Annotated in this window: 21 protein-coding genes; 9 read left to right on the top strand and 12 right to left on the bottom strand. The window is 44.9% G+C overall.

Annotated features, from left to right (window positions below; genetic code table 11):
* Position 1: 1 nt before the first annotated feature.
* From JJ941_RS12015 to JJ941_RS12030, 4 genes are all read right to left on the bottom strand, one after another.
* Positions 2-2,488: a TonB-dependent receptor gene (locus JJ941_RS12015; protein ID WP_290965501.1), complete on the bottom strand. Its 2,487-nt coding sequence runs from the start codon at positions 2,486-2,488 to the stop codon at positions 2-4.
* The gene (locus JJ941_RS12020) at positions 2,466-3,839 is read right to left on the bottom strand and encodes an HTTM domain-containing protein (protein ID WP_290965504.1); all 1,374 of its coding nucleotides are present in this window, start codon (positions 3,837-3,839) and stop codon (positions 2,466-2,468) included. The genes JJ941_RS12015 and JJ941_RS12020 overlap by 23 nt, the downstream gene beginning before the upstream one ends.
* Positions 3,840-3,842: 3 nt before the next feature.
* Positions 3,843-4,955, bottom strand: a complete 1,113-nt coding sequence (locus JJ941_RS12025; protein ID WP_290965506.1) for an imelysin family protein — start codon at positions 4,953-4,955, stop codon at positions 3,843-3,845.
* A 78-nt stretch (positions 4,956-5,033) separates the two neighbouring features.
* The gene (locus JJ941_RS12030) at positions 5,034-6,251 is read right to left on the bottom strand and encodes a DUF4856 domain-containing protein (protein WP_290965510.1); all 1,218 of its coding nucleotides are present in this window, start codon (positions 6,249-6,251) and stop codon (positions 5,034-5,036) included.
* Between the two features lie 221 nt (positions 6,252-6,472).
* Here JJ941_RS12030 and JJ941_RS12035 point away from each other — a divergent pair, with 221 nt between their 5' ends.
* The gene (locus JJ941_RS12035; RefSeq protein ID WP_290965513.1) at positions 6,473-6,865 is read left to right on the top strand and encodes a hypothetical protein; all 393 of its coding nucleotides are present in this window, start codon (positions 6,473-6,475) and stop codon (positions 6,863-6,865) included.
* On the opposite strand, the gene JJ941_RS12040 is transcribed toward JJ941_RS12035, so the two are convergent.
* On the bottom strand, positions 6,866-8,371 hold the full coding sequence (locus tag JJ941_RS12040; protein ID WP_290965515.1) for a hypothetical protein: 1,506 nt from the start codon (positions 8,369-8,371) through the stop codon (positions 6,866-6,868).
* Positions 8,372-8,557: 186 nt separating this feature from the next.
* Between JJ941_RS12040 and JJ941_RS12045 the strand changes: the two genes are divergently transcribed.
* A complete protein-coding gene (locus JJ941_RS12045) occupies positions 8,558-8,926 on the top strand; it encodes a carboxymuconolactone decarboxylase family protein (protein WP_290965518.1) in 369 nt (122 codons plus the stop codon).
* Positions 8,927-8,954: 28 nt separating this feature from the next.
* Here the strand turns inward: JJ941_RS12045 and JJ941_RS12050 are convergent, their stop codons facing one another.
* Positions 8,955-9,770: an NAD-dependent epimerase/dehydratase family protein gene (locus JJ941_RS12050; protein ID WP_290965521.1), complete on the bottom strand. Its 816-nt coding sequence runs from the start codon at positions 9,768-9,770 to the stop codon at positions 8,955-8,957.
* 63 nt (positions 9,771-9,833) lie between these two features.
* Between JJ941_RS12050 and hemH the strand changes: the two genes are divergently transcribed.
* Both hemH and hemG read left to right on the top strand, forming a co-directional pair.
* Positions 9,834-10,901, top strand: coding sequence for a ferrochelatase (gene hemH / locus JJ941_RS12055; protein ID WP_290965524.1), 1,068 nt, complete (start codon positions 9,834-9,836; stop codon positions 10,899-10,901).
* Complete coding sequence (gene hemG / locus JJ941_RS12060; RefSeq protein ID WP_290965527.1) at positions 10,898-12,238, top strand: protoporphyrinogen oxidase; 1,341 nt, start codon at positions 10,898-10,900, stop codon at positions 12,236-12,238. The genes hemH and hemG overlap by 4 nt, the downstream gene beginning before the upstream one ends.
* On the opposite strand, the gene JJ941_RS12065 is transcribed toward hemG, so the two are convergent.
* Entirely contained in the window at positions 12,239-13,222 is a 984-nt protein-coding gene (locus tag JJ941_RS12065) for an endonuclease/exonuclease/phosphatase family protein (protein ID WP_290965530.1), read from the bottom strand.
* Between the two features lie 181 nt (positions 13,223-13,403).
* Here JJ941_RS12065 and JJ941_RS12070 point away from each other — a divergent pair, with 181 nt between their 5' ends.
* The 4 genes from JJ941_RS12070 (at position 13,404) to JJ941_RS12085 (ending at position 17,119) form a co-directional block, all read left to right on the top strand.
* A complete protein-coding gene (locus tag JJ941_RS12070) occupies positions 13,404-14,696 on the top strand; it encodes an MFS transporter (protein WP_290965533.1) in 1,293 nt (430 codons plus the stop codon).
* Positions 14,697-14,844: 148 nt separating this feature from the next.
* Positions 14,845-15,021 carry a histone H1 gene (locus JJ941_RS12075; protein ID WP_255133022.1) on the top strand — a complete coding sequence of 59 codons (177 nt, stop codon included), beginning with the start codon at positions 14,845-14,847 and terminating at the stop codon, positions 15,019-15,021.
* A gap of 120 nt (positions 15,022-15,141) precedes the next feature.
* Positions 15,142-15,651, top strand: a complete 510-nt coding sequence (locus JJ941_RS12080) for a PH domain-containing protein (protein ID WP_290965536.1) — start codon at positions 15,142-15,144, stop codon at positions 15,649-15,651.
* Positions 15,641-17,119, top strand: coding sequence for a PH domain-containing protein (locus JJ941_RS12085; protein WP_290965560.1), 1,479 nt, complete (start codon positions 15,641-15,643; stop codon positions 17,117-17,119). The genes JJ941_RS12080 and JJ941_RS12085 overlap by 11 nt, the downstream gene beginning before the upstream one ends.
* Here the strand turns inward: JJ941_RS12085 and JJ941_RS12090 are convergent.
* The 3 genes from JJ941_RS12090 to JJ941_RS12100 all read right to left on the bottom strand — a co-directional run bounded on the left by JJ941_RS12090 (position 17,094) and on the right by JJ941_RS12100 (position 21,579).
* A complete protein-coding gene (locus JJ941_RS12090) occupies positions 17,094-18,842 on the bottom strand; it encodes a histidine kinase dimerization/phosphoacceptor domain -containing protein (protein WP_290965563.1) in 1,749 nt (582 codons plus the stop codon). The two genes, JJ941_RS12085 and JJ941_RS12090, sit on opposite strands and share 26 nt — an antisense overlap.
* A 58-nt stretch (positions 18,843-18,900) precedes the next feature.
* Positions 18,901-20,577 (bottom strand): energy-dependent translational throttle protein EttA, encoded by a 1,677-nt coding sequence (gene ettA, locus JJ941_RS12095; RefSeq protein ID WP_366069378.1) that lies wholly within the window; start codon positions 20,575-20,577, stop codon positions 18,901-18,903.
* A gap of 171 nt (positions 20,578-20,748) precedes the next feature.
* Positions 20,749-21,579 (bottom strand): ZIP family metal transporter, encoded by an 831-nt coding sequence (locus JJ941_RS12100; RefSeq protein ID WP_290965568.1) that lies wholly within the window; start codon positions 21,577-21,579, stop codon positions 20,749-20,751.
* A 136-nt stretch (positions 21,580-21,715) separates the two neighbouring features.
* Here JJ941_RS12100 and JJ941_RS12105 point away from each other — a divergent pair, with 136 nt between their 5' ends.
* Positions 21,716-22,435 (top strand): hypothetical protein, encoded by a 720-nt coding sequence (locus JJ941_RS12105; RefSeq protein ID WP_290965571.1) that lies wholly within the window; start codon positions 21,716-21,718, stop codon positions 22,433-22,435.
* A gap of 59 nt (positions 22,436-22,494) precedes the next feature.
* On the opposite strand, the gene JJ941_RS12110 is transcribed toward JJ941_RS12105, so the two are convergent.
* Both JJ941_RS12110 and JJ941_RS12115 read right to left on the bottom strand, forming a co-directional pair.
* Complete coding sequence (locus tag JJ941_RS12110; protein WP_290965574.1) at positions 22,495-23,616, bottom strand: YncE family protein; 1,122 nt, start codon at positions 23,614-23,616, stop codon at positions 22,495-22,497.
* Positions 23,617-23,634: 18 nt separating this feature from the next.
* Positions 23,635-25,623 carry a hypothetical protein gene (locus JJ941_RS12115; protein ID WP_290965577.1) on the bottom strand — a complete coding sequence of 663 codons (1,989 nt, stop codon included), beginning with the start codon at positions 25,621-25,623 and terminating at the stop codon, positions 23,635-23,637.
* Positions 25,624-25,650: the final 27 nt, after the last annotated feature.

A 25,650-nucleotide genomic window follows, 5' to 3' on the forward strand; every position in this document is an offset into this window, starting at 1 on the left:
TTTACTTCCCGATTTGAAGCTGAAGGGTGGCATAGAATGTTCTTGGGGGAGATGGAATAATACCGGGGCCCGGATACCCGGTTGCGCGACGGGTGAAATACCAGGAATCCAATACGTTATTTATTCCAGACTCTATAGTGAAGTTCTTGTACGTCCAGGACAGGGACAGATCCAAAACATCATAAGCCGGAATTGCTCCACGGATACCACTTTGATTATCATTAAAGTTTTGCTCGGCATTAGAGGCATCGGTGTATTGCTCAGATACATAGGTGTACTGAATGGAACCCACCAGGTTTTGATAGCCAAAGTTGAGTCCGGTTTTCATATTCAGCAGAGGCACAAATTCGACCTGATTACCTTCAACCCCGGGAATCTCTGAGTCGATATAATCTGATTTTGTGATGGCGGTATTGGCAAATACACTCAGTTTCACATCCCGATTTTTATTACCAAACAGGGGCATTAGATTCACTTCAATCAGGCTTTCCAGTCCGTACATAAAGGCCTGCCCTATATTTCCACGATAGCGCACCACACGACCCGTTTCTTCTTTTTCTCCATCGGCATTGATTCGCGTTTCTGCCCGTAACACTTCCCCGATTCGGTTATCATAAAGCAAGCCAAAACCGCCGATGTCGTATGAAACACTCTCACCGATTCTGCCACGAATTCCAACATCCGAGGTAAACCCGCTTTCGTCAGTAATATCCGGGTCGACCTGAAAGGTGGGATTTACAATGCGAATATCATTAAAGGTTACAGAGCGATAGTTTTGGGAAAAGTTACCATAAAGTTCGGTTTCGCTATCAGGCAGATAACTGACGCCGGCACCCAGTAATACAAAATGCCGCTCAAACGTACGGTCATCTTCAAAAGTCTGATTTTGAATAGGATTTCCGGCCAGGTCAAAGTTCACTCTCTTAAATGTACCTTGGCTCTGCGTTCGGATGTATTCAAACCGGAACCCCGGCGTAATAGAAATGTTATCCTGCAGGTAAAAAATATTCTCTCCGAAAACAGCAAGGTTACGGTTCGGGAAGGTGAAGTCGGATTGATTCGGGTAATTCGGGAATTGCTCATCGGCCAGGGTGAAATCGGCTTTGCTGCTTGTAGTCCCGGGTCCCTGAACGGAGGTGTTTTTCGACTGATACCATTTACTTCCGATCAGAAACACGGCGTTTTTATTACCGATTCGGTAGCGGTTCAGAAAACGGACTTCGGTTCCCCAGTTGTTGAAATCGCCGAGGATGAGGTCGCGGGGAGCGTTAGGGTCATCCTGCTGAGAAACCCGATTGGTACGAAATCCCACCGATTTTCGGGAAGCATCAAGTCCGTACACCAGAAAGCTGAGCTTGGTTTTATAGGAAAACTCGTGTTCAACATTCAGGGAGGCCAGCTTCCAGTCAACCTCAAACCAGTTACGGGTACGATTGCTGACTGTTGGGTCCCGGTAAAACTGGGCGTCAGTCAAACCGCCCGGCTGCTGGGCAAGGTAGTTCAGGTAGGTGAAGTCGAGAGCGATGTTGGTTTTCTCAGATATCTGAACATCAGAATAAAGGTATAAGTTATTGGACTCGAACCCGGAGTTTGGCCGAAAGCCATCCCCATTTTTGTAATTGTAATATCCGTAATATCCAACTTTGCCGGAGGTCCCGCTTACGCTGTTGAAGGAAGTAAATAAAGCATTGGAGCCGACCGATTGCCTGGAAGTGACTTCAACGCGTTTGTCATCGGCAGGTTTCTTCATTTTGAAGTTCACCAGCCCTCCAAACTGAGTGCCGTATTGCAGGGAGGCAGCTCCGCGAATTACCTGGATTTCAGCCAAGCCCTCAGCCGGGGGTGTATAGTAACTTTCAGGATAACCAAGTACATCGGCACTGATATCATACCCATTCTGCCGGATGTTAAAATTGGATGAACGATTGGGATCGAGGCCCCGACCGCCGATATTCAGCTGAAGGCCGGCATCATTTGACTCAAAAATGTTGAGCCCGGATATTTGTCCGTATATCTGCCGGGCGTTATTGGCTGAGGTATTCGCCACCATTTGGTCGAGAGAAATAACTTCGTTCTTCTTTCCCGCATAAATGGAAGTACCCTCAACTTCCCGGAGCCGTTTGATGGCAAAAACTTTATCTCGCTGATCTATAACAGCAATTTCGGACATTTCCTCCGAAAGCTTCTCAAGCTCAATGGTGATGGCCGCATTGTTGGCATCAGGTACAAAAGTTCGATTGATAATCTTATACCCAAGTTTGAAGAAAAACAGGTTCAGGTTACCATAAGGCAAATCCTTGATTTCGAAATAACCTTCTTCATTGGTCACATAAGATTTTCCGGCATCGTTATTGTAAATATCTACGCCTTCGATTGGTTCTCCGGTTTCTTTCTCTACAACGTAGCCGGAAAAGTTTATCTGGGCTGCTGCTGGTAGAGCAAACAATACACATAAGGCAAAAAAACTAAAGGCCTTTAATTTCATCATCAAAAGGGAGTAACCAGGTTCGGTGTTTCAGTGAGGGTTCAATTTCGGTAAGGTCCACGTTCGGGTTTACATAGCGCTGACTACTTCGTCCGTTTAAAGCCACGTAGCTGTCAACGTAGATTTTGGGGTCATCAATTCTGAGTTCTTGCCGGTAGTGGTCTTCCAGGAAGTGGGCATATTCAAGGATGAAGTCGGGTTGAAACGACATTTGTTTTTCCTGAAAGCGGGTGAGAAACTCGGTGTTGTCCACATAAAACCTTTGGCCTGAATCAGGGTTAACAACTTTGAAATTCGCATATCCGACTTTTTCCATCAGCATCACTCTCCAGGAAAACCGGTAGCCTTCTTCCGTCCAAAATAATTCGCCCGGATAAAGCAGGTATCGGAAAGGAATGAGAAGCTGGAGTACAAAGAAAACGGAAACCACTGCTAACGAAGCTTTTCGAACCCATTGTTGTGGGAATGAATACGCTTTTCCATTATCAAAAAAGGACTTTGTGATGTTAAACCATCTGGAAATATAGTCCAGTACTCGGTTATGTAGTCCGGCATCAAAAAATATGAGCGTGCTAACAATCATGATATAAGGGAACATCCCAATCGGGAAAAGTACCCGGGTTAATACATGAAAAATGACCACGAGAATAAATGCAAAAATCCGTGTTTTGCGAATCAGCAATAAAAAGGGAATGCTGAGGTCGTAGATAGCCCCGGCCCAGGCAAATGCGTAGTGTGTCCAGCTTTGCTGAAGGAGGTCGCCCAGCAATGGGATGGAATACTTGGAGGGCAGCCATATTTGTAAGGGCATTGCCTCAAACAGCCAGTCGGAATTGAGTTTGGCCAGCCCCGCATAAAAGTACACGATAAAAAGCAGAAGCTTGATCGAATCGATCGACCACTTGGGTACTTGTTGTGATCTCAGCGTTTCATTCTTCCGGGCGTCTAAGGAATAGTAGGCATGAGCCGGGAGAAAAATCATCAAAAAGCTGAGGATACTGATGAAGTAGTAGTGGTTGAGGTAGGTAGTCTTATCCATCAGCTCGATATAGGTGAAGCTGAGAAAAAAGACGAGGATCGAAAACCGATATTTATATCCCAGTGTCACAAAAATGGAACACAGCCCACAGATCACAAAAATAAGATAGGTCCAGTCTCCAAGAGGCTGAACCCATTCAAATCCGTAGTAAGAAAAGAAAAACTGTGGTTCTATATAGAGCTTTTCAATCCAGCCGTTGGCTGCAAACCGAACAATGCTGATCAGCATAAGCAGACCGAAAAAAATTCGGAAAACAGCCAGCGGAGCAGCATTGGTTGAGGTAGTCAGATATGATCGGATTGAAGAAATGCTCACTGGTTAATCACCATCGGCATCAACATAGTCCACGTTTATATTCAGCGCCTGCAGCATATCAACTTTCAGGTAAACCACATTCATCTGCAGTTCATCATAGGTGGCAAGCATGGCTGTATTGTTCGATTCAATCTGCCCTGCAAAACTTTTGTTAAGTGATGAGGCCTGCTCCCGGGCTGCATCAAATTGGTTGTTAATGAGTGTGGTAAGATCAGTTCCTTCCTTCATCGTGTTCAGATAATCAAGGTAGTCGTCAAGGCTTTCTCCGCTCTGATTGGGCTGGTTGACATGCACTCCGTTGAAAAAGTTCTGGGTGGCATCAAGGGAGGCATTAAAAAGCTCTTTAGAGAAATCACCACTGTAATAAGCTTCCACATGAGAACTCAGCGGTGAACCGGAAAACACACCGGCGGGAATGCCGATTTTGCCGGCGCGCAGATGTTTCTCGTAGTAATAGATATAGTCATTTACCATCATATCGAGTGAGGAATTGGCCCCGTTTCCGGAGTTGCTCACAAATTCATCGCGGTAGCCGGAAGTCCAGTCAGCAAGCACTTCATTAGTAAGAGAGTCGATGCGGGATGTCAGGTCGGTCAGGTACTGCCGATAGTTTTCGGCCTCAGGATGGGTGGTGTAAAAAGTCAGGATCTCGGTGTCTTCTTCGGCCAATCCATTCAATAAATAATCCAAAGCAGGAAATCCCTGGCTGTTGTTGAGCGATGGCAGTTCCAGGTTGTATGATCCGGACTCAATGTTATCCTCAATTTCGGTGGTGTCGGTCGGGTAAATATTCAGGTTGTCCCGATAGCGAAGTTCCATGGGTTTGCCGGTCTCAAACATGGAAACAGTTTGGAAAGCGAGGTAAGCTGATTCCCAGGAAGTCCGAAGTGTGAGAAGGTTGCTCGCGGTAGGAAATTCTGAAAAGGTAGCAGCATCAGTATGCAGTTGCTCGGTAGCCTCAGAAAAATTAGTATAAGACGGGATAATGATGTTATCAGCCCAGTTTACCAAAATGGCTTCCCGGTTAAAATCGTCTGCATCGGGACCGGAGGGTCCGTTATCGGTACAACTCCAAACCAATAACACAGTGAGTAATAAAAGCGAAAATTTCTTCATGGTATGTATCTTTTTAAAGCAAAAAAAGCTGACACCCGATTTCGTTCAGGTGCCAGCGAGAAAAAAATAGATTAACTATTAGTTGGCAGCTTCTTCTACAGTGAAGCTAAACTGGCCGGCAATTTCAGCAGACATGTTGTCGAGTGTTTCAGGAGTTATGTCCCAAAGTCCGTTTCCTTCTTCAAGCTGTGCAAGGAATGCGTCAACATCTGTTTTGGTAAAGTAAGGGCTGTCGGAGCCGGGCACTCGTGTAAACTGCAGGCTGTAAATAAATCCGTAAGCTTCTGACAGGTCGTGAAAAGCAGCACCGTAATCAGGTGTTTCCTCAGCAAGTATATTTTTTGCTGACTGCAGATAGTAAACAGCACGCACTCCGATAAGGATGGAAATGTTTTCACGGATGATGTCTGCTTGTTCATCGCGTACATCATATTGCCCTTCAACAATGGCAGCGCGACCTAATGCAAAAGCATCAAAAGTTTCCTGAGCAATGCCGGAGAAATCATCATCATTATCCAGGCGGGCCAGGTACTTGTTCAGAAAGCTGTCGTCTTCACCAAGGGTAGCCAGTGGATTTGCAGGATCAGCAGAGGTGCCGAAGAGGTAGCCATAAGCTTCATCCCATTTATGCTCCATATTGGTGTAATTTTTGCCTTCAGCCAGGTTTCCGTCGTTGTTGTCTTCACGGTTAGTGCCGGCGTCTAACACAGAAACACTCACATAGTTGTTGAGCATTTGGTCGGTCATCAGGGCGCCAATCAAACTTTTACCCACCAACTGATTGTATTCTAATCCTTTCCCATTTACGTAACGGGTAGAAGAACCATCGGCAATTTGTCCGGGTTGGCCGGGTGCAGCCAGCGTATTTCTATTTGGGAATACTTCCTCAACCTGAAGAGATATCCATGTTTCAAACTGATTCTTGATTTCCGCACTTACGGCTGTGTTGTTTGAAAAGAAATCGGTGGAAGCCGCTACTTTTCCTTTAATATTTTTGGTAGCAGTGTTCAGCTCAGCGCTTTCAAACGGATCTACATCGCCACCGTTTTCTGATTGGTTGCGGTACATTCGTAACAAAAGCTGTTCGGTAGAATTTTCGAAGTCCAGCATCGCCGGAAGTAATTCGTGCCCCATTTGGATACGAGTGGTTTGACCGGAGAATGACACAGTCGATTCGCCGTTTCGGGTGAATTCATAAGATGAGGGTACTTCGATTTTTGTACCGTCATTGTTGTCGCAGGAAATAAGTATAGATGAAACTAAGAATAGTGTTAAAAAGGATTTGAGTCGGAACATGTCTTGAAAAATAGATTGTTATTTTTATTTAGATCGATTCTAAGTTAAGGAGAGTTTTAAACCAAATCAAAGCTTATGTAGAATAAATCTAAATTAATTTCTCTCATACATTAAATCCCGGAACAAGTCAGGATAATTTCAATTCACTAAAGTGAATAACCCCAATCAAATACAGGAAAACGATGTTTACGAGCAGACTAATTCTTTTAATCACTGCGACCATGCTACTGTTTACAGCTTGTTCTGAAAAGACCAACAAGAATGCTGAGAATGTGGGTAAAGAAGTTGAAAATACGGTAGAATCAGCCAGGAATGATGTTCAACAAACCAGAGAGGAATTCATTGCAGAGGCGGAACGTACGCTGGAGAAAATGAATGAGGATATTTCCGAAGCCGAAGAACAGTTGAAGGAAAAGTCAGAAGAGGCTCGTGAAAAAGCAGAAGAAAAACTTGAGAAGCTTAAAGGCGAACGGGATTCCTTCAAAGAGGATTTAGCCGAGCTTCAGGAATCAGGAAAGGATAAATGGAAGGAAGTAAAAGACGAAATGCAAGACGGACTGGAAACCCTGAAGACCAAATATAATCGACTACTTGAAGACCTCCGGGTTGGATAGTTACTCTTTTTGACGAGGAGAGACCAAATCCATGGCCTGGCCGAGAATATTTTTGCTAAAATTGAGGAATTTTTCCTGATTTCCCATTGCCAGGAAGCGGAGTACATACCGCAGCTCTGCCAATAATTTGGGAGGGTTACTTACCAGCGTGTCTTCGCGAACAACTTCATCCCAGTCGATGGAGTGCTGAAATTTAACACCCGCTTTGGCCATGGTTTTTAAATACACATTCGCCATTAGCCCATATCCAATGGTGGTAGGGTGAAGCCCATCTAAACTGAAGATGCCACCTTTGTAAAGCTGTCCGTTTTTATCAAGACGAATAAAATCGGTACTGAGCTTTATGTCGCCATCCTCATCCACAAGGTGTGCGGTGCTTTCTTGTTTTAATAAGGCATCGGCCAGTCCTTTTGGTAGATCCCTAACCAGCTCCCCTCCTAAACGCCGACGAGCCAACCCGGCTACATTCTTAGCCATGGGTACTACCGACCATCCGTATTCATCGGCTACTTCCCGGATGATCTTATTGTACTCATCCATGGTTAGGTCGAGCTGAATAGCCTGATCTTTTGTTAAATGCGGATGCTTTTCAGGATCGAAATCTTCATCCCAAATCCAGAAGCGGGTGTAATAGTCAAAATATCCGAGGCGCTTGCTGGACAGGTCCGAATTCACTCCCCGGCAAACCGGTGGAATGGTTACATAGGGCAGGGTGGGTACAAAGACTCGTTTAGCGTTCAGCTTCGAGACTTTTTCTGCAAGTTTCCGGTACTGAATTTCAAAATGTTCGGGGCGATAAACCGTGTGGGTTCGTTTTCCGGGAAATACTTCCAGGTTATCATCTTCGGTCCAGATCATTTTTAAGTCGGTAATAGCCGCAATCATGTTATTGTGGCCAAGACACACAATTAGGTTCTCAATACCGCCATCATCAGCCAGTACCTTTGCATTATCAAATTGGCTTCGGGTTTGGAGTTCGTTGTCCTTCTTCAGGGCTGGATTCAAAACCAGCCGGGCAGTGGTGAATTTGGCATGCTCGGGGAGCATATCAAAAACGGTGAACCTTTCGGGGTTAGTTTGAATGTGATGCCGGCTGTTTTGCTCATTCACAACCCAGGAGTCGCTTATGTTGAACCCCCACACCGATTGATTGTGATAAGGTGAACTTCGCTCTACGGCAAGGTCTTTTAAGCCGCCTTCCCAGTATTTTTTAATCCGCTTCAGGGTTTTCAGCATGTGAGTGGCGGCGGGCAAATATTCATTCCAGGTAATTTCATCCCCGAACTCTTCCGACATTCCCCGAACCAACACTTCAAGGTTTAAGGGGATGCCGGCCTGAGCGGTAAAGCTGGGTTGGTCAAAATCGGGTGTTGGTTCAATGCAGCGATGCAGAAAAGAAGGAAAATTAACATCGGTGCGGTAAATACCACCGTTGTTAAACCCCTGCGAAAGGCTGTCTCCAATAACGACCAGTTTGTGCTTGGCTTCTTTTTTATTCCAGAACATGCATTTTGCCATTAAATCTCAAAAACAAAAAAAGATAGCTAAGTGAAGGGTGAATACAAATATGAGTCATGAGTAGTGAGTAGTGAGGAAAAATACTCATCACTCACTACTCAAACCTCACAACTATTTATCACGAACATGCCTATTTTGTGTTTTGTTATCAGAGGCAAATCAAATTAACAGACTATGTCAGATAAAAACAGACTGGAACTATTCAGAGAAAAAAGAGCCGAGCAGAACGAGAAAGTGATGGACCTGGATCATCTGGGCATCAAGCGCTTTTTCAATATGGACACCAATACCTATCGTGACGGAGCCCTTTCCACTCAAACCAAAGAACTGCTGGGTCTGGTGGCCTCATCGGTGTTGCGCTGCAACGACTGTATCGACTATCACCTGGAGCAGTGTGCCAAAGCCGGTTCAACCAAAGCCGAAATTGTTGATGCATTAAATGTGGCCTTAATTGTAGGTGGGAGTATTGTAATTCCACATCTCCGGCATGCAGCCGACACGCTGGATTTTCTGGAGGAAGAGGGGACTTTAAAAACAGAGTAAAGTTTAGAACTCTTCTTGAAGAATTTTTCTAATCTAGAGCTTCAAATTCCATCGGATCAGGATGCAGAAATTCCAGGTCAAATCTGTTTATCAGCTTTTTGGATGAAACGGTTTTCCCATCGGCTCCGCCTTCAACAAAGGTAGGTTTTTTAAGTCCCAGTCGCTCCGCAACAACAGTGTAAATCTCGGATCGACTCGGATGCGAACCTGAACACACATTGTATATTTCCCCACGAATATTTTCAGAAATAATTTTTTGGGTAACCTGGATGACATCCTCACGATGAACAAGGTTCACCGGGGCATCGCCGTCAGCAATGTCGGTTCGGCCGGCCATATATTTTGCAGGATGACGGTCTTCTCCATACAACCCGCATAGGCGCAGTATGACGGCCTCAGGAATATACTCAAGCAGCTCACCTTCAGCAGCTATCATGGTATTCTTACTGTTGCGGTCCGGCACAGCATCTGTTTCTTTTACTTCATTAGTTGCATTTCCATAGGCGGATGTGGAACTATACATCAGCACCTGTACGTTTCTTTCAGCCAGAACCTGAGAAAGTTGTCCGATAACGGTTGGGTATTCATCACGGTTTTCTCCTCGTCCCGGAGAAATGGAGATGAGCACTGAATCAACTTCAGGTAAACGAATTTCAGATAGGGATTTGGCAGGTAGTTCTAATTTTACCGGCTTGATGCCCGCTTCATTTAATTCGGAGAAATTAGAGGAAGACCGGGTAGTTCCATAAACGGTGAATCCGTCATTGATAAGTTTTTCACCTAATTTTTTTCCCACCCAACCGCAGCCAACAATTAATACAGAGCTGTTTTTATCGGAATTCATACTTTCTTCACATTAAATAAAGTTATTGCTTAACTGTACACTAAACATAGATCAAATTCAGGCATGGCACAATCGAACACTGGAATTTTATTGGTTAACCTCGGATCACCCGATAGTTATGAACCCGCAGACTTAAAAGTGTATCTGAGAGAGTTTTTAACAGACAAACGTGTAATCGACTTCCCGGCTCCCATCCGTAAAACCATTGTAGAAGCTTTTATTTTACCCTTTCGCCCCAAAGAATCGGGTGAGGCCTATGAATTGATATGGTGGGATGAAGGTTCGCCCCTGATCGTAATTACCCAGCGGGTGATTGATAAGCTTAAGCAGCGGTTGGGTGATGATATCCCTGTTTCGATGGGAATGAGATATGGAAACCCATCCATAGAAGCAGGTTTTGATGAATTGATGGAAAAGAACCCCAATCTGGATCGCGTGTTCTTAATTCCGCTTTATCCGCAATATGCGATGGCCACAACCGAAACCGTGATCGAGAAAGCCAAAGAAGTTTGGCAGAGTAAGTATCCCAACCTGCAGGTAGAGTTTAAGGATGCTTTCTATGACGATCCGGATTATGTGAAAGCGCTGGGTGAAAGTATTCGTCCATATATTGATGAGCATGATATCGATCACCTGCTGTTTTCCTATCATGGCGTGCCGGAGCGGCAAATTAAGAAGCGGGACATCACCGGCGATCACTGCCTGAAGTGCGAAGACTGCTGTAACGTCAACTCACCGGCGCATACCTTTTGCTACCGCCATCAGGATTTAATGACTACGAAGAATGCTGCCGAGTATCTGGATTTGGATAGCAGGGACTTTACTTATAGCACGGCTTTTCAGTCGAAATTGGGAATCGACCCCTGGCTTACCCCGGCCACCGATGCCGAACTGGTACGACTTGCAGAGGAAGAAGGCGTGAAGAAAGTAGCGGTTTGCTGTCCGGCTTTTATTTCAGACTGTATCGAGACGCTGGAGGAGATTGGTATCCGCGGTAAGGAAGACTTTGTGGAAGCCGGAGGAGAAGATTTAATCCTGATTCCTTGTGTAAACGATAGTGACCTCTGGATAGACACACTTGAAAAATGGTGCGCAGAAAAGCTTAAGGTGAAAAAGGTAGAGGCGGCTTGAGTGACTTAACTTCACAGGAAGTTATTATTCTGGGTGGAGGCATTTCGGGGCTTTCTGTGGCCTGGTTTCTTCACCAAAAAGGAATTCCGTTCAAGCTATTCGAAAAGCAGGCTGAAACCGGGGGGGTTATAACCTCCAAAATGGCTAATGGATCGGTATTGGATTTCGGGCCTAATTCCCTGCGCGATCGAAATGGCCAAATTCGAAAATTGGCTAAACACTTAGAGCTTACAGATGACCTGATCCAAATTTCAGAAGCCTTTAAAACGCGCTTTATAGTTAGAGATCGGACGCTTGAAGCATTGTCGCCAAGTTTAAGCTCTCTTATTTCTACAAAGATTTTATCTCCTAAAGGAAAGCTTCGGCTGCTTAAAGAGCCGTTTATCGGGGAAAGATCAGGCGGGGATGAAAGTATCGGGGATTTTTTGGAGCGGAGAATCGGCAAAGAAGCCGTGGATTACCTGGTGGACCCGGTGTTTTCGGGCATCTATGCCGGCAATATCTATCGGATGAGTAAAAAATCGGTGCTGCCCAAACTTTCGGAATATGAGCAGGATTACGGCTCCATTGCCTGGGGAGCCATTCGTTCAAAAAAAGAGAGCAAAACGGTAAAACCGATGGTGCTTTCCTTTAAAAAAGGAGTCCAGCAGCTGACGAACGCCCTCACCGAAAGAATTTCAGATCATATCATATATGATGAAGTGAAAATGTTGGAGAAGACCGAATCAGGGTACAGGGTTATGACGGAGGAAGATGAATACACTTCAAAAAATATTATCTCTTGTATCCCTGCGTACAGTTTAGGGCATATGCTGGGTGGATTTGAACCGGAGCTTTCTGCCGAACTTGTTGACATTGATTATGCCCCGATGCTATCCACCCAGGTACTCTTCAAAGCATCTGATATCAATACAGAACCAGAAGGCTTCGGATTTTTGGTGCCAAGAAAAGAGCGCATCAGACTGCTGGGTGCCATTTGGAAATCAAGTATCTTCCCCGAACTGACGGCCGACGGATATTTTCATGCTACCCTGATGACCGGTGGAGCTCACGACCGGGGAATATTAACCGAGCCGGTAGAAGATGTGGAAGAAGAAGTTTTGAAAGAGTTTCGTGAGCTGATGGAGACAGATGCTTCCCCTGCCTTCATTAAATCTTACCTCTGGAAAAAGGCCATTCCCCAATTTGATGTTGGTTACGAGCAGAAAAAACAAAAGCTTCAACAATTTGAAACTGAAAACCCCGGCCTGCATTTAGGCGGTAATTACCGCTGGGGCGTTTCCGTGCCGGATTGCATTCAGGGAGCGGAAGAATTGGTTGAAGAAGTTACCGCTTAGTTATAAGTCTTTTGGGATAATCTCTATGCTCATTGGCAGGTGGTCTGCTGCCATATTCATTGAGTCAGGCGAAAAGTAGTAATTCACAATCACAGTATCCCCTGCAACTTCACTCTTCATGTTGTTATTGGGAAGGATGTGATCAATACGCCAGAAGGCAGAATCAGCCGGGTGAGAGAACACTCCGGTTCCGGCCAAAGGATCTACGAATTCAACGGATGAACCGGTTCCCAGAAAAGCTTGGAATTCATCACTGTCTGGTGCGCTGTTGAAATCACCCACAGCCAGAATATTTTCATCGGGATTAAGCGCCAACAGTTGATTGTAGTGTGCACGCAAAAGATTGATTTGTCCGAGTCGCCAATTCTCATTTCGGTCACCACGGCCCGCTTTCAGATGTACCCCGGTTAAATAAAATGAATAGTCCGGGTTCACCAACACTTCTGTGGTCCACATACGATTGTTGGTAAATGCCTGTGAGGCAGGATTGCCCTCATCATCTACTTGTTCAATAATCGGCGTATTTGTTGTGGCATAGCTGTGAAAAAGGCCAAAAGGAATTCGGCTCATCACCACTACATTCATATACCAATCGTTGCTCTCGTGGCCGGCAAAAACCTGATATCCTAACTCCGGAAAATGTTCTTCAGCTAATTGTTGAGCATAGCTGTCACTTTCAAATTCCTGAAGAACCACAATATCGGCATCCGCTTTTTTAATGATCTCAACGAATAATTTCCGCCGCTCTTCCATATTGTCAGGTGGATTATTCTCCCGTCTGTTGTCTATGTAAGGATTATCCATATCATCAACAAAATGTTCCACATTCCAGGACAATACTTTTACCGTATCAAAATCAGAAGCCTGATACCAGTCCGGCGTGGCCATTGCTTGAGGAAATGAGTTAGAGGTAGGCTCTTCTTTTTGCTGTTGAATGGTACAAGCTGAAGTAATAAGAATGAGAATCAGTAAAAGCAGGCGCATATCTTTTTTTAATAAGATGGTAGGGGTTTTAATGTTATGGAACTTTTAAAGTTTGTGATGGAATTGTGAGGATCAACATCTGAGCTAAAGAACTCAGGTATAGGTAAAGTACGGTTATTTAATTTTGCATTCCCGCCTCCAAAACCGATATTCGGGCTCTTCAACCACTTAAAACATTTTTATGCCTGAGAAATCTTCAAAAGGACTTTTAGCATGGGCTATATATGACTGGGCCAATTCGGCTTATTTCGTGATGATTCAAACCTTTGTGTTTGCCGCCTATTTTGCCCAATCCATAGCCGAAAATGAAACCTCAGGCACGGCATTGTGGGGAAATATGATCGGGTTGGCTGGTTTTGTCATAGCTATTTCAGCTCCTTTTTTAGGATCTATTGCTGATGAGGGGGGACGACGTAAGCCCTGGATTGCTTTTTTTACCACCCTTTGTGTAATCGGTTGCAGCATGTTATGGTTTGCCGAGCCCAGCTCTGATTTCATCTGGTTTGCCCTTTCAATGGCTTTCATTGCTACACTTGGAGCCGAGCTCTCATTCATTTTTTATAATGCCATGCTGCCTGATTTAACCACCAGTTTAACCATTGGCAAATGGTCGGGCTGGGGCTGGGCCATGGGGTATGCCGGCGGACTGGTTTGCCTGATTATAGGGTACTTCGGTTTTGTGGAATACGGTGCCGATGTATTTGGGTTGGATGAAGGCTCTCTGCAGAATGTAAGAATCACTTTTCTGTTCACCGGCTTGTGGTATGCTGTTTTTAGTCTCCCCATGTTTTTTAAAACGGAAGACGTTCCTTCAAAAAATAAAAGAATGTCGGTGGCGGTAAAGGATGGGATGAAGGAACTCAAAAATGGGATTGCCATGCTTAAAGAGGAGCCGAATATCTGGAAGTTTTTATTGGCACGCTTGTTTTATAATGATGGCCTTGCCACTATTTTTGCGATGGGGGGAGTGTATGCCGCCGGAACCTTCGGTTTTGACACCGGTCAGATCTTTATGTTCGGTATCGCTCTCAACGTAACGGCCGGACTGGGTGCTTTCGGGTTTTCCTGGCTGGATGATATTAGTGGTAGTAAAAACACAATCGTGTGGTCGTTGGTGGGGTTGATTGTGCCGGTGGTGGCCGTTCTTTTTGTGGAAGCGGAGACCTGGTTTTGGGTGTGGGGGTTGTTGCTTGGAATATTCGTGGGTCCCGTGCAGGCATCAAGCCGGACATTTATGGGAAGACTTGCCCCGCAAGATAAAAGAAATCAAATGTATGGGCTGTTTGCATTGTCTGGAAAAGTAACCACTTTTGCCGGTCCTATTATGGTAGGTTGGATCACCTTGTTGATGGATAACCAGAGGTGGGGAATGAGTGCTATATTGTTGCTTTTGGTTGTGGGATTAGCGTTAATGTTAGGTGTGGATGAGGTTAAGGGAACAACCCGGGAAGAAGTGCCTATAATCCAGAATTAAAGAAAACAATGTATTTATCTGCTTATTTATTAAATTAACGCAGATTTTAATACTGTATAGAACTAAGCAGTACTATTTAAAAAAGCAGGTGCTTAACTAATTTTATATAGCACCGTTAATCGAAACTAAATCTTAAGGAGTACAACACATGAGTAGAATGGACGATATCAACAACGTAGTAGAAGAACTGCAAGTTGACATGAAGAAATTTTATGAGAAAGGAAACAAAGCTGCCGGAACACGTGCCCGCAAGAGTCTAATGACTCTAAAAAAGCTTTCTCATGAAATCCGTCAGGAAATTCAGGAAAAGAAAAACGCTATGTAATTTCCTTTACCAATTTTAAAAGAAAAGCCACCATTGTGTGGCTTTTTCTATTTTTAGGAACATTTATCCATTTATCTTTTTTATTATCAGGCTGAAATTAATGCTTCAATCATTCAGTGCATGAATCAAGAGCCCGCTACCCGAATCCATAAAAATGCCATCAAAGCCTGGACGGTAAATGCTTTGCTATTTGGATTGTTTTGGTTTACCCCCTCTATTATTCAATTGGCTCTTGCTATAAATCACAACTTAGGTATCGGCACGCCATGGTATCATGGTATAGACTGGCTTCTGTTTGGTTCTATATTTCTTGCTTCCCTGATCTTTTATTTGTTAACCGGAGTGCTGCTCCCCAATATTCGTTGGAAGCGATGGAAGTATAATGTTTCCGAAAAAGAAATCGACATGCTACGGGGTATTATCATTAAAAAAAGAACGCTCGTTCCCATTAACCGGGTTCAGCACGTGGATACCAAGCAAGGCCCTGTTTATCGGAAATTCGGGTTGTCGTCGGTCACCATATCCACAGCAGCAACCACGCATGAAATTCCTGCTCTTGACGATGATACTGCAGACGAGCTCCGCACCAAGATTTCTACACTTGTACGGAAGGTGAAAGATGATGTCTGAGTTTAAGCGGCAACATCCCATTGCAGCAGTAACAAGGGTGATAGAAAGTATAAAACAGAATTTCATCACCATTGTTATTCTGCTTTTCATCGGTACCTCTAATACCGAAGGATATTTTATTTACTTCCTGCTGGGTGGTATTGCCATTACGCTTGTAAGCGGGGTGTTGAGTTGGGTGGTGTTTCGGTATCGGGTACACGAAGATGAGCTTCAGATTAAAAAAGGAGTGCTCGTAAAAAGTAATATGTACCTCTCTAAAGACCGCATACAGGTGATCGATATAACCGAGGGCTTGCTGCAGCGAATGTTTGGGTTGGTTAAAGTGGAAGTTAAAACAGCCGGAGGAGGTACCGAAACGGCTACAATCAGTGCTATTTCGCGTGGTGATGCAGAAGCTTTGCGGTCTGAACTTCGTAAAAAACGGTCCGCCAATGGTGAAGGAGAGGAAGAAGCTGAAGAGGTTTATGAAGAAGAAGAGGAAGTGCAGGGGCGGTGGCAATTGTCCACCAAGGATTTGGTTTTTGCTGCTTTTACCTCCGGCAATTTTGGCCTGATTGCTTCCATACTGGGTGCGGTTTCTGGTCAGATGGATGAGTTTATAAACGAGGAAACCATAGAATATGTATATGAAGCTCTTCCCGGATACAGCGATGTCACCCTGATCGTTGGTATCGTCATAGCTATTATTGTGATATCGTGGGCGCTGTCGTTTCTTGGGGTGATTTTTAAGTACTCAGACTTCCAACTCGAAAAAACCTCCAAGGAACTCATTATCACCAGCGGATTGGTAGAGAGAAAGCATATTACGGTTCCTTTTGACCGCATCCAGGCCGTGCGGTTTGTAGAGGGCGTTATTCGTCAGCCTTTTGGATATGGGATGCTGTACGTGGAAAGTGCCGGCTTCGATCAAACCCAGAAAGGGCGATCTATTGTGCTTGTCCCTTTTATCGCATCTTCAAATATCAGCAATTTTCTGGCAGAATTTCTTGAAGAATACAAAGAGCCGGAATACCAAATCAGGCCTCCCGGAAATACATTATGGAGATACATCCGGCGCCCAAATTATTTTGTGTTGCCGCTGATTCCGATTGCCTGGTACCTGATGGAGTACGGGTGGCTTTCGTTGCTGATAATTCCGCTTTTGGGATATTTAGGTTGGATGAGATATCAGGATGCAGCCCTTGGGCTTGGAGATAAAATCCTAAGAATGCGTTACCGGGTAGTGTCGCGCACAACCGCTATTGTGAAAAAGAACCGGATTCAAAATGCGGAGACCAGCCAAAATCCTTTCCAGGAGAATAAAGACATTCAGAACCTGACGGTGACGGCGGCATCAGGGGCCGGAGGTATGGGTTTTGAGACGGCTGACCTTAGTTCGCGGGATACTTTAAAAGTGTTAAAATGGCTGATGAATGAACCTATTGAGGAAGAGGAAACCGAAGTCAGTTACCCAGCTCAAACTGAATAATAAAGCGTGTCCTTTCTCCGCTTTCGATCTTCAGCGTTCCGTTTACCCTCTTAATTAGGACCCTGATCAGTGTCATGCCGAGTGAATCGCTTTGATCCGGATCAAAATCTTCGGCTATGCTGTCGCCATTATTCTCAACGACTAATTCCATACCCGACCCGCTTTTCTCCAGTGAAATCCTGATGACACCTTCTTTATGATCTTTAAAAGCATGTTTGAAGGCATTATTGATTAGCTCATTGAGAATGAGTCCGATAGGTATTGCTTCATCCAGATCAATTTCAAAAGGAACCACGTCCAGTTGAATCTCAATATTCTTTTTGTCGCTTGTGTAAGCATTCTTTATTTCCTCCGATAATTCCCGGATATACGCATCCAGCGGAATATTGGAAAGGGTAGAGGACTCATACAGCTTCTCGTGTACCTTGGCAATTGATTTGATGCGCGCCTGGCTGGAAGACAACAAGTCTTCAACGTCCTGGCTAACGTTATCTTTTTGAAGCTCCAGCAGGCTCGAAATAATAGCCAGGTTATTTTTCACCCGGTGATGTATTTCCTGTAACAGAACCTCTTTCTCTTTAAGCGACTCCTTAATTTGTTTGTCTTGTTTTTTCTGTGTTGAGATATCCCGTACGCTTCCGATAATAGCCTCGGGTTTGCCATCAGAGCCGCGAACCAGTGTTCGTACATTACTGACCCATTTCCAGTTTCCTGAGCTGTCTTTAAGCCGGAACTCAACGAAAGGGAGGAATTCGTTGTCTTCAATATGGTCATACTTTTCTACAACCTGCTGAATGCGCTCCCGGTCTTTGGGGTGCATTTTTGAGAAAATGAACGAGATTCCGCCATCCAGAAATTCCTCAGGTTTATAACCCAACATGGAGGTTAAGGCCGGGCTTACGTATTTGTACTCCCTGTCTTCCAAATTCATTTTGTAAAGTACGTCTTTGGAGTTGGAAAGCACCTGCTTGAACCGTTCTTCACTCTCCCTGAGGGTTTTCATCCAAACCCTTGTACTGTTCAGAAAGCGGTAAACCAGCCAAATGCCGATTCCAATAAGCATAAGCCCAAGGGTTATCACGCTCCAGCGCAAAACAGAGTTGACAAGACGAGCCAGATCACCCATTGCAGCCGAGAACCGAACTTCTAGGTCGGTGAATTCATGATCCATTTTTTCGATCCGTGTAACCCATTCTGTTTTTTGTCCTAAACTAATTTCAGGTGACTGTATCTGAGTTCGAATGGAATCTCCAAAGTGTATGAGGTCGGTAATTTTTTCATCAGCCTCCGTCCATATGTCAATGGCAGTTTGAACTTGTGGAGTCCAGCTAAACCTTCGGAATACATTAATCATATGCGGAATGTCTTCAGGGTGGTTTTTCCCCTTGATAAATCCATCATATGCTTTTTGATAATTGTAATCGTTTTTCAGCAGCTCTTCTCGGGCAGTGCGGTCACCAAGGTTTACACGCAATGCGCTCTTAAAGTGATTAAACTCCTCTTCGTTTTCCGTGATGATATAGTTGGTGAGATGGATAACAGACTCTTTTTGAGCTTTGGTCCACATACCTTCCCCACCAACATACCCGCGTACACCGGATGTGGTATTAATGGAGATGTTAACGATAAGGATTAGTAGTATAGCACAGACAATGCCGAACGCAAAAAGAGCAACAACTTTCTGATCTACATCCGGGCGCTTTTTACCATTCTCTAAAGCCATAAGTGCTTAATATTATTGTGTTATAAAATACCAACACAAGTAGTAAACCATAAAAAAATTAACGCATCAGTTTTTTGTATTTAATGCGGTGAGGCTGGTCATCGGTAATGCCGAGCCTCTGTTTACGATTCTCTTCGTATTCTTCATAATTTCCTTCAAACCAATACACCTGGCTGTTTCCTTCAAATGCTAAAATATGAGTAGCAATTCGATCGAGGAACCATCTATCGTGAGATATGACGACAGCACAGCCGGCAAATTCCAGTAAAGCCTCTTCGAGGGCTCGCAATGTATTTACATCGAGATCATTAGTAGGTTCATCAAGAAGTAGCACATTGGCGCCTTCCTTCAGCATTTTTGCAAGGTGAACACGATTGCGTTCACCACCGGAAAGTTCGGTTACTTTTTTCTGTTGATCGCTTCCGCTGAAGTTGAAACGGGCTACATAGGCACGTGAATTCACTTCCCGGTTGCCCAGCTGAATAGTGTCTTGCCCGCCCGAGATTTCTTCCCAAATTGTTTTAGAAGGATCAAGAGGTCTCTTCTGGTCTATATAGCCAAGCTTTACGGTATCTCCGGTTACCAACTTTCCGCTGTCGGGTTCTTCTTGTCCGGTTATCATTTTAAATAAGGTGGTTTTACCGGCACCATTTGGACCGATCACTCCAACAATACCCCCGGGAGGCAACTTGAAGTTCATGTCTTCAATCAGCAGGCGTTCTTCAAACCCTTTGGTCACATGATCAGCAACAATCACCTTATCGCCAAGGCGCGGACCGGCGGGGATGAAAATCTCCATGTCATCACGGCGTTTTTCGTGCTCCTCAGAAAGTAATTCCTCGTATTTGTTGATACGGGCTTTACTCTTGGCGCGTCGTCCTTTAGGGTTCTGACGAATCCAGTCCAGCTCCTGCTTAAGTGTTTTTTGACGTTTGGATTCTTCTTTCTCTTCCTGCTCCAGTCGTTTGGATTTTTGTTCCAGCCACGAGCTGTAATTGCCTTCAAACGGAATCCCTTCGCCGCGATCCAGCTCAAGAATCCAGCCGGCCACATTGTCAAGAAAGTAACGGTCGTGAGTTACGGCAATAACAGTTCCTTCATAGCGATCCAGATGTTGTTCAAGCCAGCCAACGGATTCAGCGTCCAGGTGGTTGGTCGGCTCATCCAGTAACAAGACATCAGGTTTTTTAAGCAGTAAGCGACAAAGGGCAACACGGCGGGCTTCGCCACCGGAAAGCACCTCTACGGAAGTATCGCCGGGAGGGCACCGAAGGGCGTCCATCGCTTGTTCCAGCTTACTGTCGATATCCCAGGCTTCAACCTGATCAATTTTTTCCTGCAGCTTAGATTGCCTTTCAATCAATTTCTCAAAGTCAGCATCAGGATCACTGAAAGCAGCATTCACTTCTTCATATTCTTTAAGCAGGTCCATGGTTTCCTGCACTCCTTCTTCCACAATTTCCTTTACGGTTTTGGAAGGATCCAGCTTGGGCTCCTGCGACAGATACCCAAAAGTAATTCCTTTCTGAATGCTGATATCGCCCTGGTAGTTTTGGTCTTTCCCGGCAATAATTCGCAGTAGGGTGGACTTACCTGCACCGTTTAAACCCAGCACGCCGATTTTAGCTCCATAAAAGAAGGAGAGGTAGATATCTTTAAGTACCGTTTTGTTGGGTTTGTAAGTTTTGCTTACCCCAACCATAGAAAAAATGATCTTATTGTCGCTCAATGAAATACGTATTTATTAGAATTAATAAGATGTAAAAGGTACGAAATGCGCATTGATTTTTTGAACACCTTTCGAAATTAACTTTTGCCGGAAACCCGAAAATTTTGAAATAGTAACAAATGAAAAAGGCATCGACTTTATTATCGATGCCTCTGGAAAATACTTTAGTAAAAAATTTTACCCGAGTGCTACATCTAATACCATCATCACCACAAAGCCAACCATTACACCTAAAGTAGCCAGGTCAGCATTTCCGTGAAGCTGACTTTCCGGGATCAATTCCTCTACCACTACATAGATCATGGCGCCGGCGGCAAATGCGAGTGCATAAGGGAGGATAGGCGTGATGAAAATTACGGCCGCAGCTCCAATCACAGCAGAAACCGGCTCTACAATACCGGAGAGCTGTCCATAGTTGAAACTTTTTAATCGGCTCAGTCCATCACGACGAAGTGGCATGGAGATGGCAATTCCTTCCGGGAAGTTTTGAATACCAATACCAATAGCCAGCGTAATAGCTCCGGCCACTGTTGCCCCGCCAACCATATCTAGGCCGAGGCTAGCTGCTCCAAAAAGAACTCCAATAGCTAAACCTTCCGGTATGTTATGCAGGGTAATGGCTAACACAAGCAGGGTGGCTCGTTTCCATTTTGTGTCCACACCTTCCGCTTCATCACGTGGTAATCCAATGTGCAGGTGGGGGACATAGGCATCACAAATTCTCAGGAAGACCCCGCCAAGTAAAAAACCAATGGCTGCAGGAACCCAGCCAATCATACCCTGTGCTTCGGCCAGTTCAATTCCGGGTATAATTAATGACCACACACTCGCTGCAATCATAACCCCGGCAGCGAAGCCCATCATACCATCCAATAGTTTGTAGTTTATGCCTTTCGTGAAAAAAACAAGAGCCGCTCCAAGCGATGTTACACCCCAGGTAAATAACCCGCCCATTAAGGCTTGTACAATAGGGTTCAGCTCAAAAAACCAGTTTGGTAAGAATTCCATATTTTTTTGTTTTGAATATAACAATTTGCTTCGACTTACTAAAAATTTAGTGAAGGCTAATATTTATGTTAAATAATTTTCAGATTAAAGGATTCATAATTTTACTACCTTATCGGTCGAACTACGACAATCAAGCATGAGTAACGATATTTTAGCCTTTAAAGAACCAATCCGGGAAGGGTTGATCCGCATACTTTTGCGAATCGGCGATATAGAATGTGAAGTTGAGAATGATGCACCTGATTTCGTAGATCCACTCGAAGATCACCCTGCCTTAACGGTTACACCCGAAGCGGACCTTAAAGATATTACCGATGCCTTTGTGGACAGTTACCCACTGGTGTTGAATAAGAGAAAGTCCAAAGAGGATAAAATAGTGTGGAATTTACCAGGGGGCGGTATTTGGTTTGATATGGAAATGGATAACGTGAAGGATGTATGGCTTACGGAATTCAGCTTTTTTATTGAGAGTGAAAAGCCCCGATATCTTGCGTATTACATTCGTGATGTCGAACATAACATAGAGTGGCTGCAACCGGATGCCCAATCCGGAGAAATCCGGTCTTTGAGTACCTTCAAAAAGAAATTCACGCCTCCGCCGGTATCGGAGCGGAATGTGTACTCAGGGGGTGAAATTCTGAAATGTGCCGATATGCTCGGCCGCGCCATCAAGAAAATTGACATGCGCACGCAAGAGGCTCTGGTCAGGTTTAATACCGAAAAAGGAAACCTGGAACCGCTGCTCATCGGGATGGCCGAAAAGCTTGGATATACGATAAAATCTCTCGACAAAGAAGTGATCGAACGTGAGGGTGAGAAGGGCAGAAGCGTTAGCCATTCTATTTCATTGCAATAAAAAACCCGGCACTTTTGGGAAGTCACCGGGTTTAAATGCTAACAGAGAAATCCGAAGTACTAACCCTCCTGTTTCCAGAAGATAATGCCTCCGGCTTGTTTACCGGTCTCTACTATATCAACACGTTCTAAGGTTTTCAGGTTAATGATATCAACAGAGCCGGGTTCGCCACCTATGCCTTCAACCGAAATAAATGCATAATTGTTATCGGTTGAAATAGCTACACCGTGGCTTACTTTTCGGCTGTTTTTAATTTTTGCCAGTTCCTTGCCGGAGCTCAAATCCCAAACACCGGTTGCTCCTTCTCCTTTATATGTTACCACTAACAGCTTACCATCGTGGCTGACTTCGAGGTTGTACGGTGCTTTTCCGGTTTTCCATCGCTTGGTTACTTCCCATTTGTTGGTGTTGATCTCGAGAACCTCATCGGAGCCGTTGGCTGCAACGTACACCAGGGGTTTTGTTGGATGAGGATCGGCCCAGGTGGGTTTTTCAACCGGTTTATGCATCATCTCACCATGATTCATCCCAGAGTGATCCATATCGGCCGACATTTTTCCACTCATTTTTTTGCCGGATAGCTTGAGTTTTCTCTGTACTTCAAGCGCTTCGGTATCAATTTCAATCAGTTCGTCAGTCATCATAGATACATGATACTGCCGGGTCCCTGAACTGTTAATACGTGAACCATGAGGCATAATGCCGGTTTCGATATCCGAAAGCCGGGTCATTGATTCAGGCTCAACCACTGAAACGGTACTGGGTTCCATATCTCCGTGGAGGTTGAAATTAACCACATAAAGCAACCCCGTAGTTGAGGAAATATCCATACTGGCCGGAAACAAGCCCAGTTCGACTTCTCCAATAAACTCGTTGGTTCCGGTTTCGAACTTCCAGAGTTTACCGTAGGGCATTCCGTGGGCAATGCTTACAAACCAATGCTCTCCATCCGGGGAGACGGTGAGACCGTGCGGCCCTTCGTTTTCCTGAGGCCAGGTACCCACCCTTATGGTTTCTGCAATTTCACCCTTCTGAGTTTCACCGTCGAAATGTACCAGATGAACTTCATCGTCTGATTCTGCGGCTACATACACATAATAGTCTTGAGCATAGGAATTGGAGGTTCCCCAAAAAAGGAAGACTCCAACACACAGTGCAAATAAAGCTCTCTTAAAACTCATAGTCTTGATGATTGTTGTTTAGTTGGTTCCCTGCTGAGGTTTATCAACCAGTTTTATAGCCCATAATCCTGAGTTCCAGTCAGAGATGAAAATATGGCCTTTGTATGGTTGTGGCCCCCAGGTGAAGGGTGCGTTTGGTACCAGTGCATCGGGGTGAGTGGGCTCAAACTTGGCAATCTCTCGTCCCTGATCGTACAGGTTACCCATCAGCTCTCCGGAAATATCAACGATGCGAAGGCCAGCGTTGTAGTAAGCCACAAAAAGCAGATCGTCAACTACCCAAAAGTTATGCGTTCCTGCTTCAGGAACCTGGTAACGAGCCACCTCAGTAGGTTGGTCCCAGCCGTCAAATTTGATAAAGTGAATCCACCCGGCGGCTGCAACCGGATTGCTTCTGGAAGGAAGTCCGTTCGGGAAAGCCTCATCACCGGCAATCACATAAAAATTACCTGTTGATTTACTTTTGAATGGGAATGCGGCATGATTCCATCCACTTGGATAGGCATAGCTTCCCAACTGAACAGGATTTTCGGGAGATCCTCCGGCGGTTCCCATTTCTCCTTCCTGGGCACCAATATCAACAGCTACCACACCATCACTCCAGTTGGAGGAATAGGCAATTCCGTCTTCAATCCAAACATCGTGGATCGAGTGTCCGGGGGTGTCAAGCTCAAAACGACCAACCGTCTGTGGGTTTTCCGGGTCTTCAATATTAATGATATCGTAACGGCGGCCGTTATTCACAGCATATACGTGGTCTTCGTAAATAAAAGCATTGTGCACACCGCCGGTCAGTCCTTCATTATACTCAGACAGGACTTTTACATCCCGGGGATTACTTACATCCAGAACCACCATTCCGTTTTTACGATTTGAAGCACCTTCACGAGTGATTACTCCAATGGTTCCGTCTTCAGAAATTTTCACGTCATTAACGGTGCGGGCATCCACGCGTACAGTATCGATAGGTGTGATATTAGCCGGATCGGTTACATCCCAGAAATAGGCATCGCCGCTGGCTCCCCATGTTCCTGTGATGGCATAGTCTCTGCCGTCCACACCTTCCCAAACCCAAAGGTCGGATGTATGAACATCGAGTACTTCTCCATGTCCTACAACTTCAATATCCTGTTGAACATTGCGGTCTTTAACGCGAACAATTTGCTCTTCAAATACATCTCCGGAGCGAGCGGTGAGGGTAAAGATGCCCGGCTTGTTGGCTACAAATTTTCCATTCTGAGAAACCTGTCCTTCGGCACCTTGCCCCAGGTTATCGTCTGGCTGAGCGGTGTAAGAATAGGTGATCGGAGCATCTACTTCCTTATCGTTATTGCCGAGTGCTTTAGCGTCAAAGGTGATCACATCTCCGGTTCGGACTTCAGTTTCGGTATTACCAATGGTGATGGAAGCAGTAGGATTCTGCTTCACAGTTACATTAAGTGTGGCTTTTTTACCTTCAGACTCAGCCGTGATTTTAGCTTTACCGGGCTTTTGAGCTACCAGTTTGCCGTGGCTTACCATAGCTACCGATTGGTTGTCGCTGGAGATCTTCAGGTCCGGATTTTCGCGAATCAGGTCCATCGCATCAATCACATGTACATTCAAATCGATGGTTGTTTTGGAGTAGATGTTTTCAGGTACATCCACAAATTCTACCTTGGCAATAGGCGGATACGGAACATTGATCTCGAACTGCTTAATCACACGCTGATCCCGCGGGCCAGACCGCAGAACAATAGCGGAATATGTGCCTGGTTTGTTGGCTTTTACAAGTCCGCTTCTGGATACTTCCAGATCCCGGCCGTTGCGGGAATAAAACAGAAGAGTGTCGGGAAGGGCTTCACCGTCTTCGGTCATCAAAGTGGCTTTAAGTTGAAGTTCATCCCCAACTTTTACTTCAACGGGATCAGGTTCGATTACAATTTTTAAAGAGCTTGCATCCTGCGCAAAAAGAGAGGTGCTACCAATAAGCAGGATGGAGGCTAAAATTTTTAATGCTTTTGCCATGTCAGGTAAAATTAGTTAATAGATAAG

Source organism: Gracilimonas sp. (genome assembly GCF_017641085.1).
In the GTDB taxonomy this organism is placed as follows: domain Bacteria; phylum Bacteroidota; class Rhodothermia; order Balneolales; family Balneolaceae; genus Gracilimonas.

Bases quoted from the DNA above. Each gene is read 5' to 3' on its own strand.
- JJ941_RS12015 (WP_290965501.1), bottom strand. From the start codon at position 2,488: ATGATGAAATTAAAGGCCTTTAGTTTTTTTGCCTTATGTGTATTGTTT.
- JJ941_RS12025 (WP_290965506.1), bottom strand. From the start codon at position 4,955: ATGAAGAAATTTTCGCTTTTATTACTCACTGTGTTATTGGTTTGGAGT.
- JJ941_RS12030 (WP_290965510.1), bottom strand. From the start codon at position 6,251: ATGTTCCGACTCAAATCCTTTTTAACACTATTCTTAGTTTCATCTATA.
- JJ941_RS12035 (WP_290965513.1), top strand. From the start codon at position 6,473: ATGCTACTGTTTACAGCTTGTTCTGAAAAGACCAACAAGAATGCTGAG.
- JJ941_RS12040 (WP_290965515.1), bottom strand. From the start codon at position 8,371: ATGTTCTGGAATAAAAAAGAAGCCAAGCACAAACTGGTCGTTATTGGA.
- JJ941_RS12045 (WP_290965518.1), top strand. From the start codon at position 8,558: ATGTCAGATAAAAACAGACTGGAACTATTCAGAGAAAAAAGAGCCGAG.
- JJ941_RS12050 (WP_290965521.1), bottom strand. From the start codon at position 9,770: ATGAATTCCGATAAAAACAGCTCTGTATTAATTGTTGGCTGCGGTTGG.
- hemH (WP_290965524.1), top strand. From the start codon at position 9,834: ATGGCACAATCGAACACTGGAATTTTATTGGTTAACCTCGGATCACCC.
- JJ941_RS12065 (WP_290965530.1), bottom strand. From the start codon at position 13,222: ATGCGCCTGCTTTTACTGATTCTCATTCTTATTACTTCAGCTTGTACC.
- JJ941_RS12070 (WP_290965533.1), top strand. From the start codon at position 13,404: ATGCCTGAGAAATCTTCAAAAGGACTTTTAGCATGGGCTATATATGAC.
- JJ941_RS12075 (WP_255133022.1), top strand. From the start codon at position 14,845: ATGAGTAGAATGGACGATATCAACAACGTAGTAGAAGAACTGCAAGTT.
- JJ941_RS12080 (WP_290965536.1), top strand. From the start codon at position 15,142: ATGAATCAAGAGCCCGCTACCCGAATCCATAAAAATGCCATCAAAGCC.
- JJ941_RS12085 (WP_290965560.1), top strand. From the start codon at position 15,641: ATGATGTCTGAGTTTAAGCGGCAACATCCCATTGCAGCAGTAACAAGG.
- JJ941_RS12090 (WP_290965563.1), bottom strand. From the start codon at position 18,842: ATGGCTTTAGAGAATGGTAAAAAGCGCCCGGATGTAGATCAGAAAGTT.
- JJ941_RS12100 (WP_290965568.1), bottom strand. From the start codon at position 21,579: ATGGAATTCTTACCAAACTGGTTTTTTGAGCTGAACCCTATTGTACAA.
- JJ941_RS12105 (WP_290965571.1), top strand. From the start codon at position 21,716: ATGAGTAACGATATTTTAGCCTTTAAAGAACCAATCCGGGAAGGGTTG.
- JJ941_RS12110 (WP_290965574.1), bottom strand. From the start codon at position 23,616: ATGAGTTTTAAGAGAGCTTTATTTGCACTGTGTGTTGGAGTCTTCCTT.
- JJ941_RS12115 (WP_290965577.1), bottom strand. From the start codon at position 25,623: ATGGCAAAAGCATTAAAAATTTTAGCCTCCATCCTGCTTATTGGTAGC.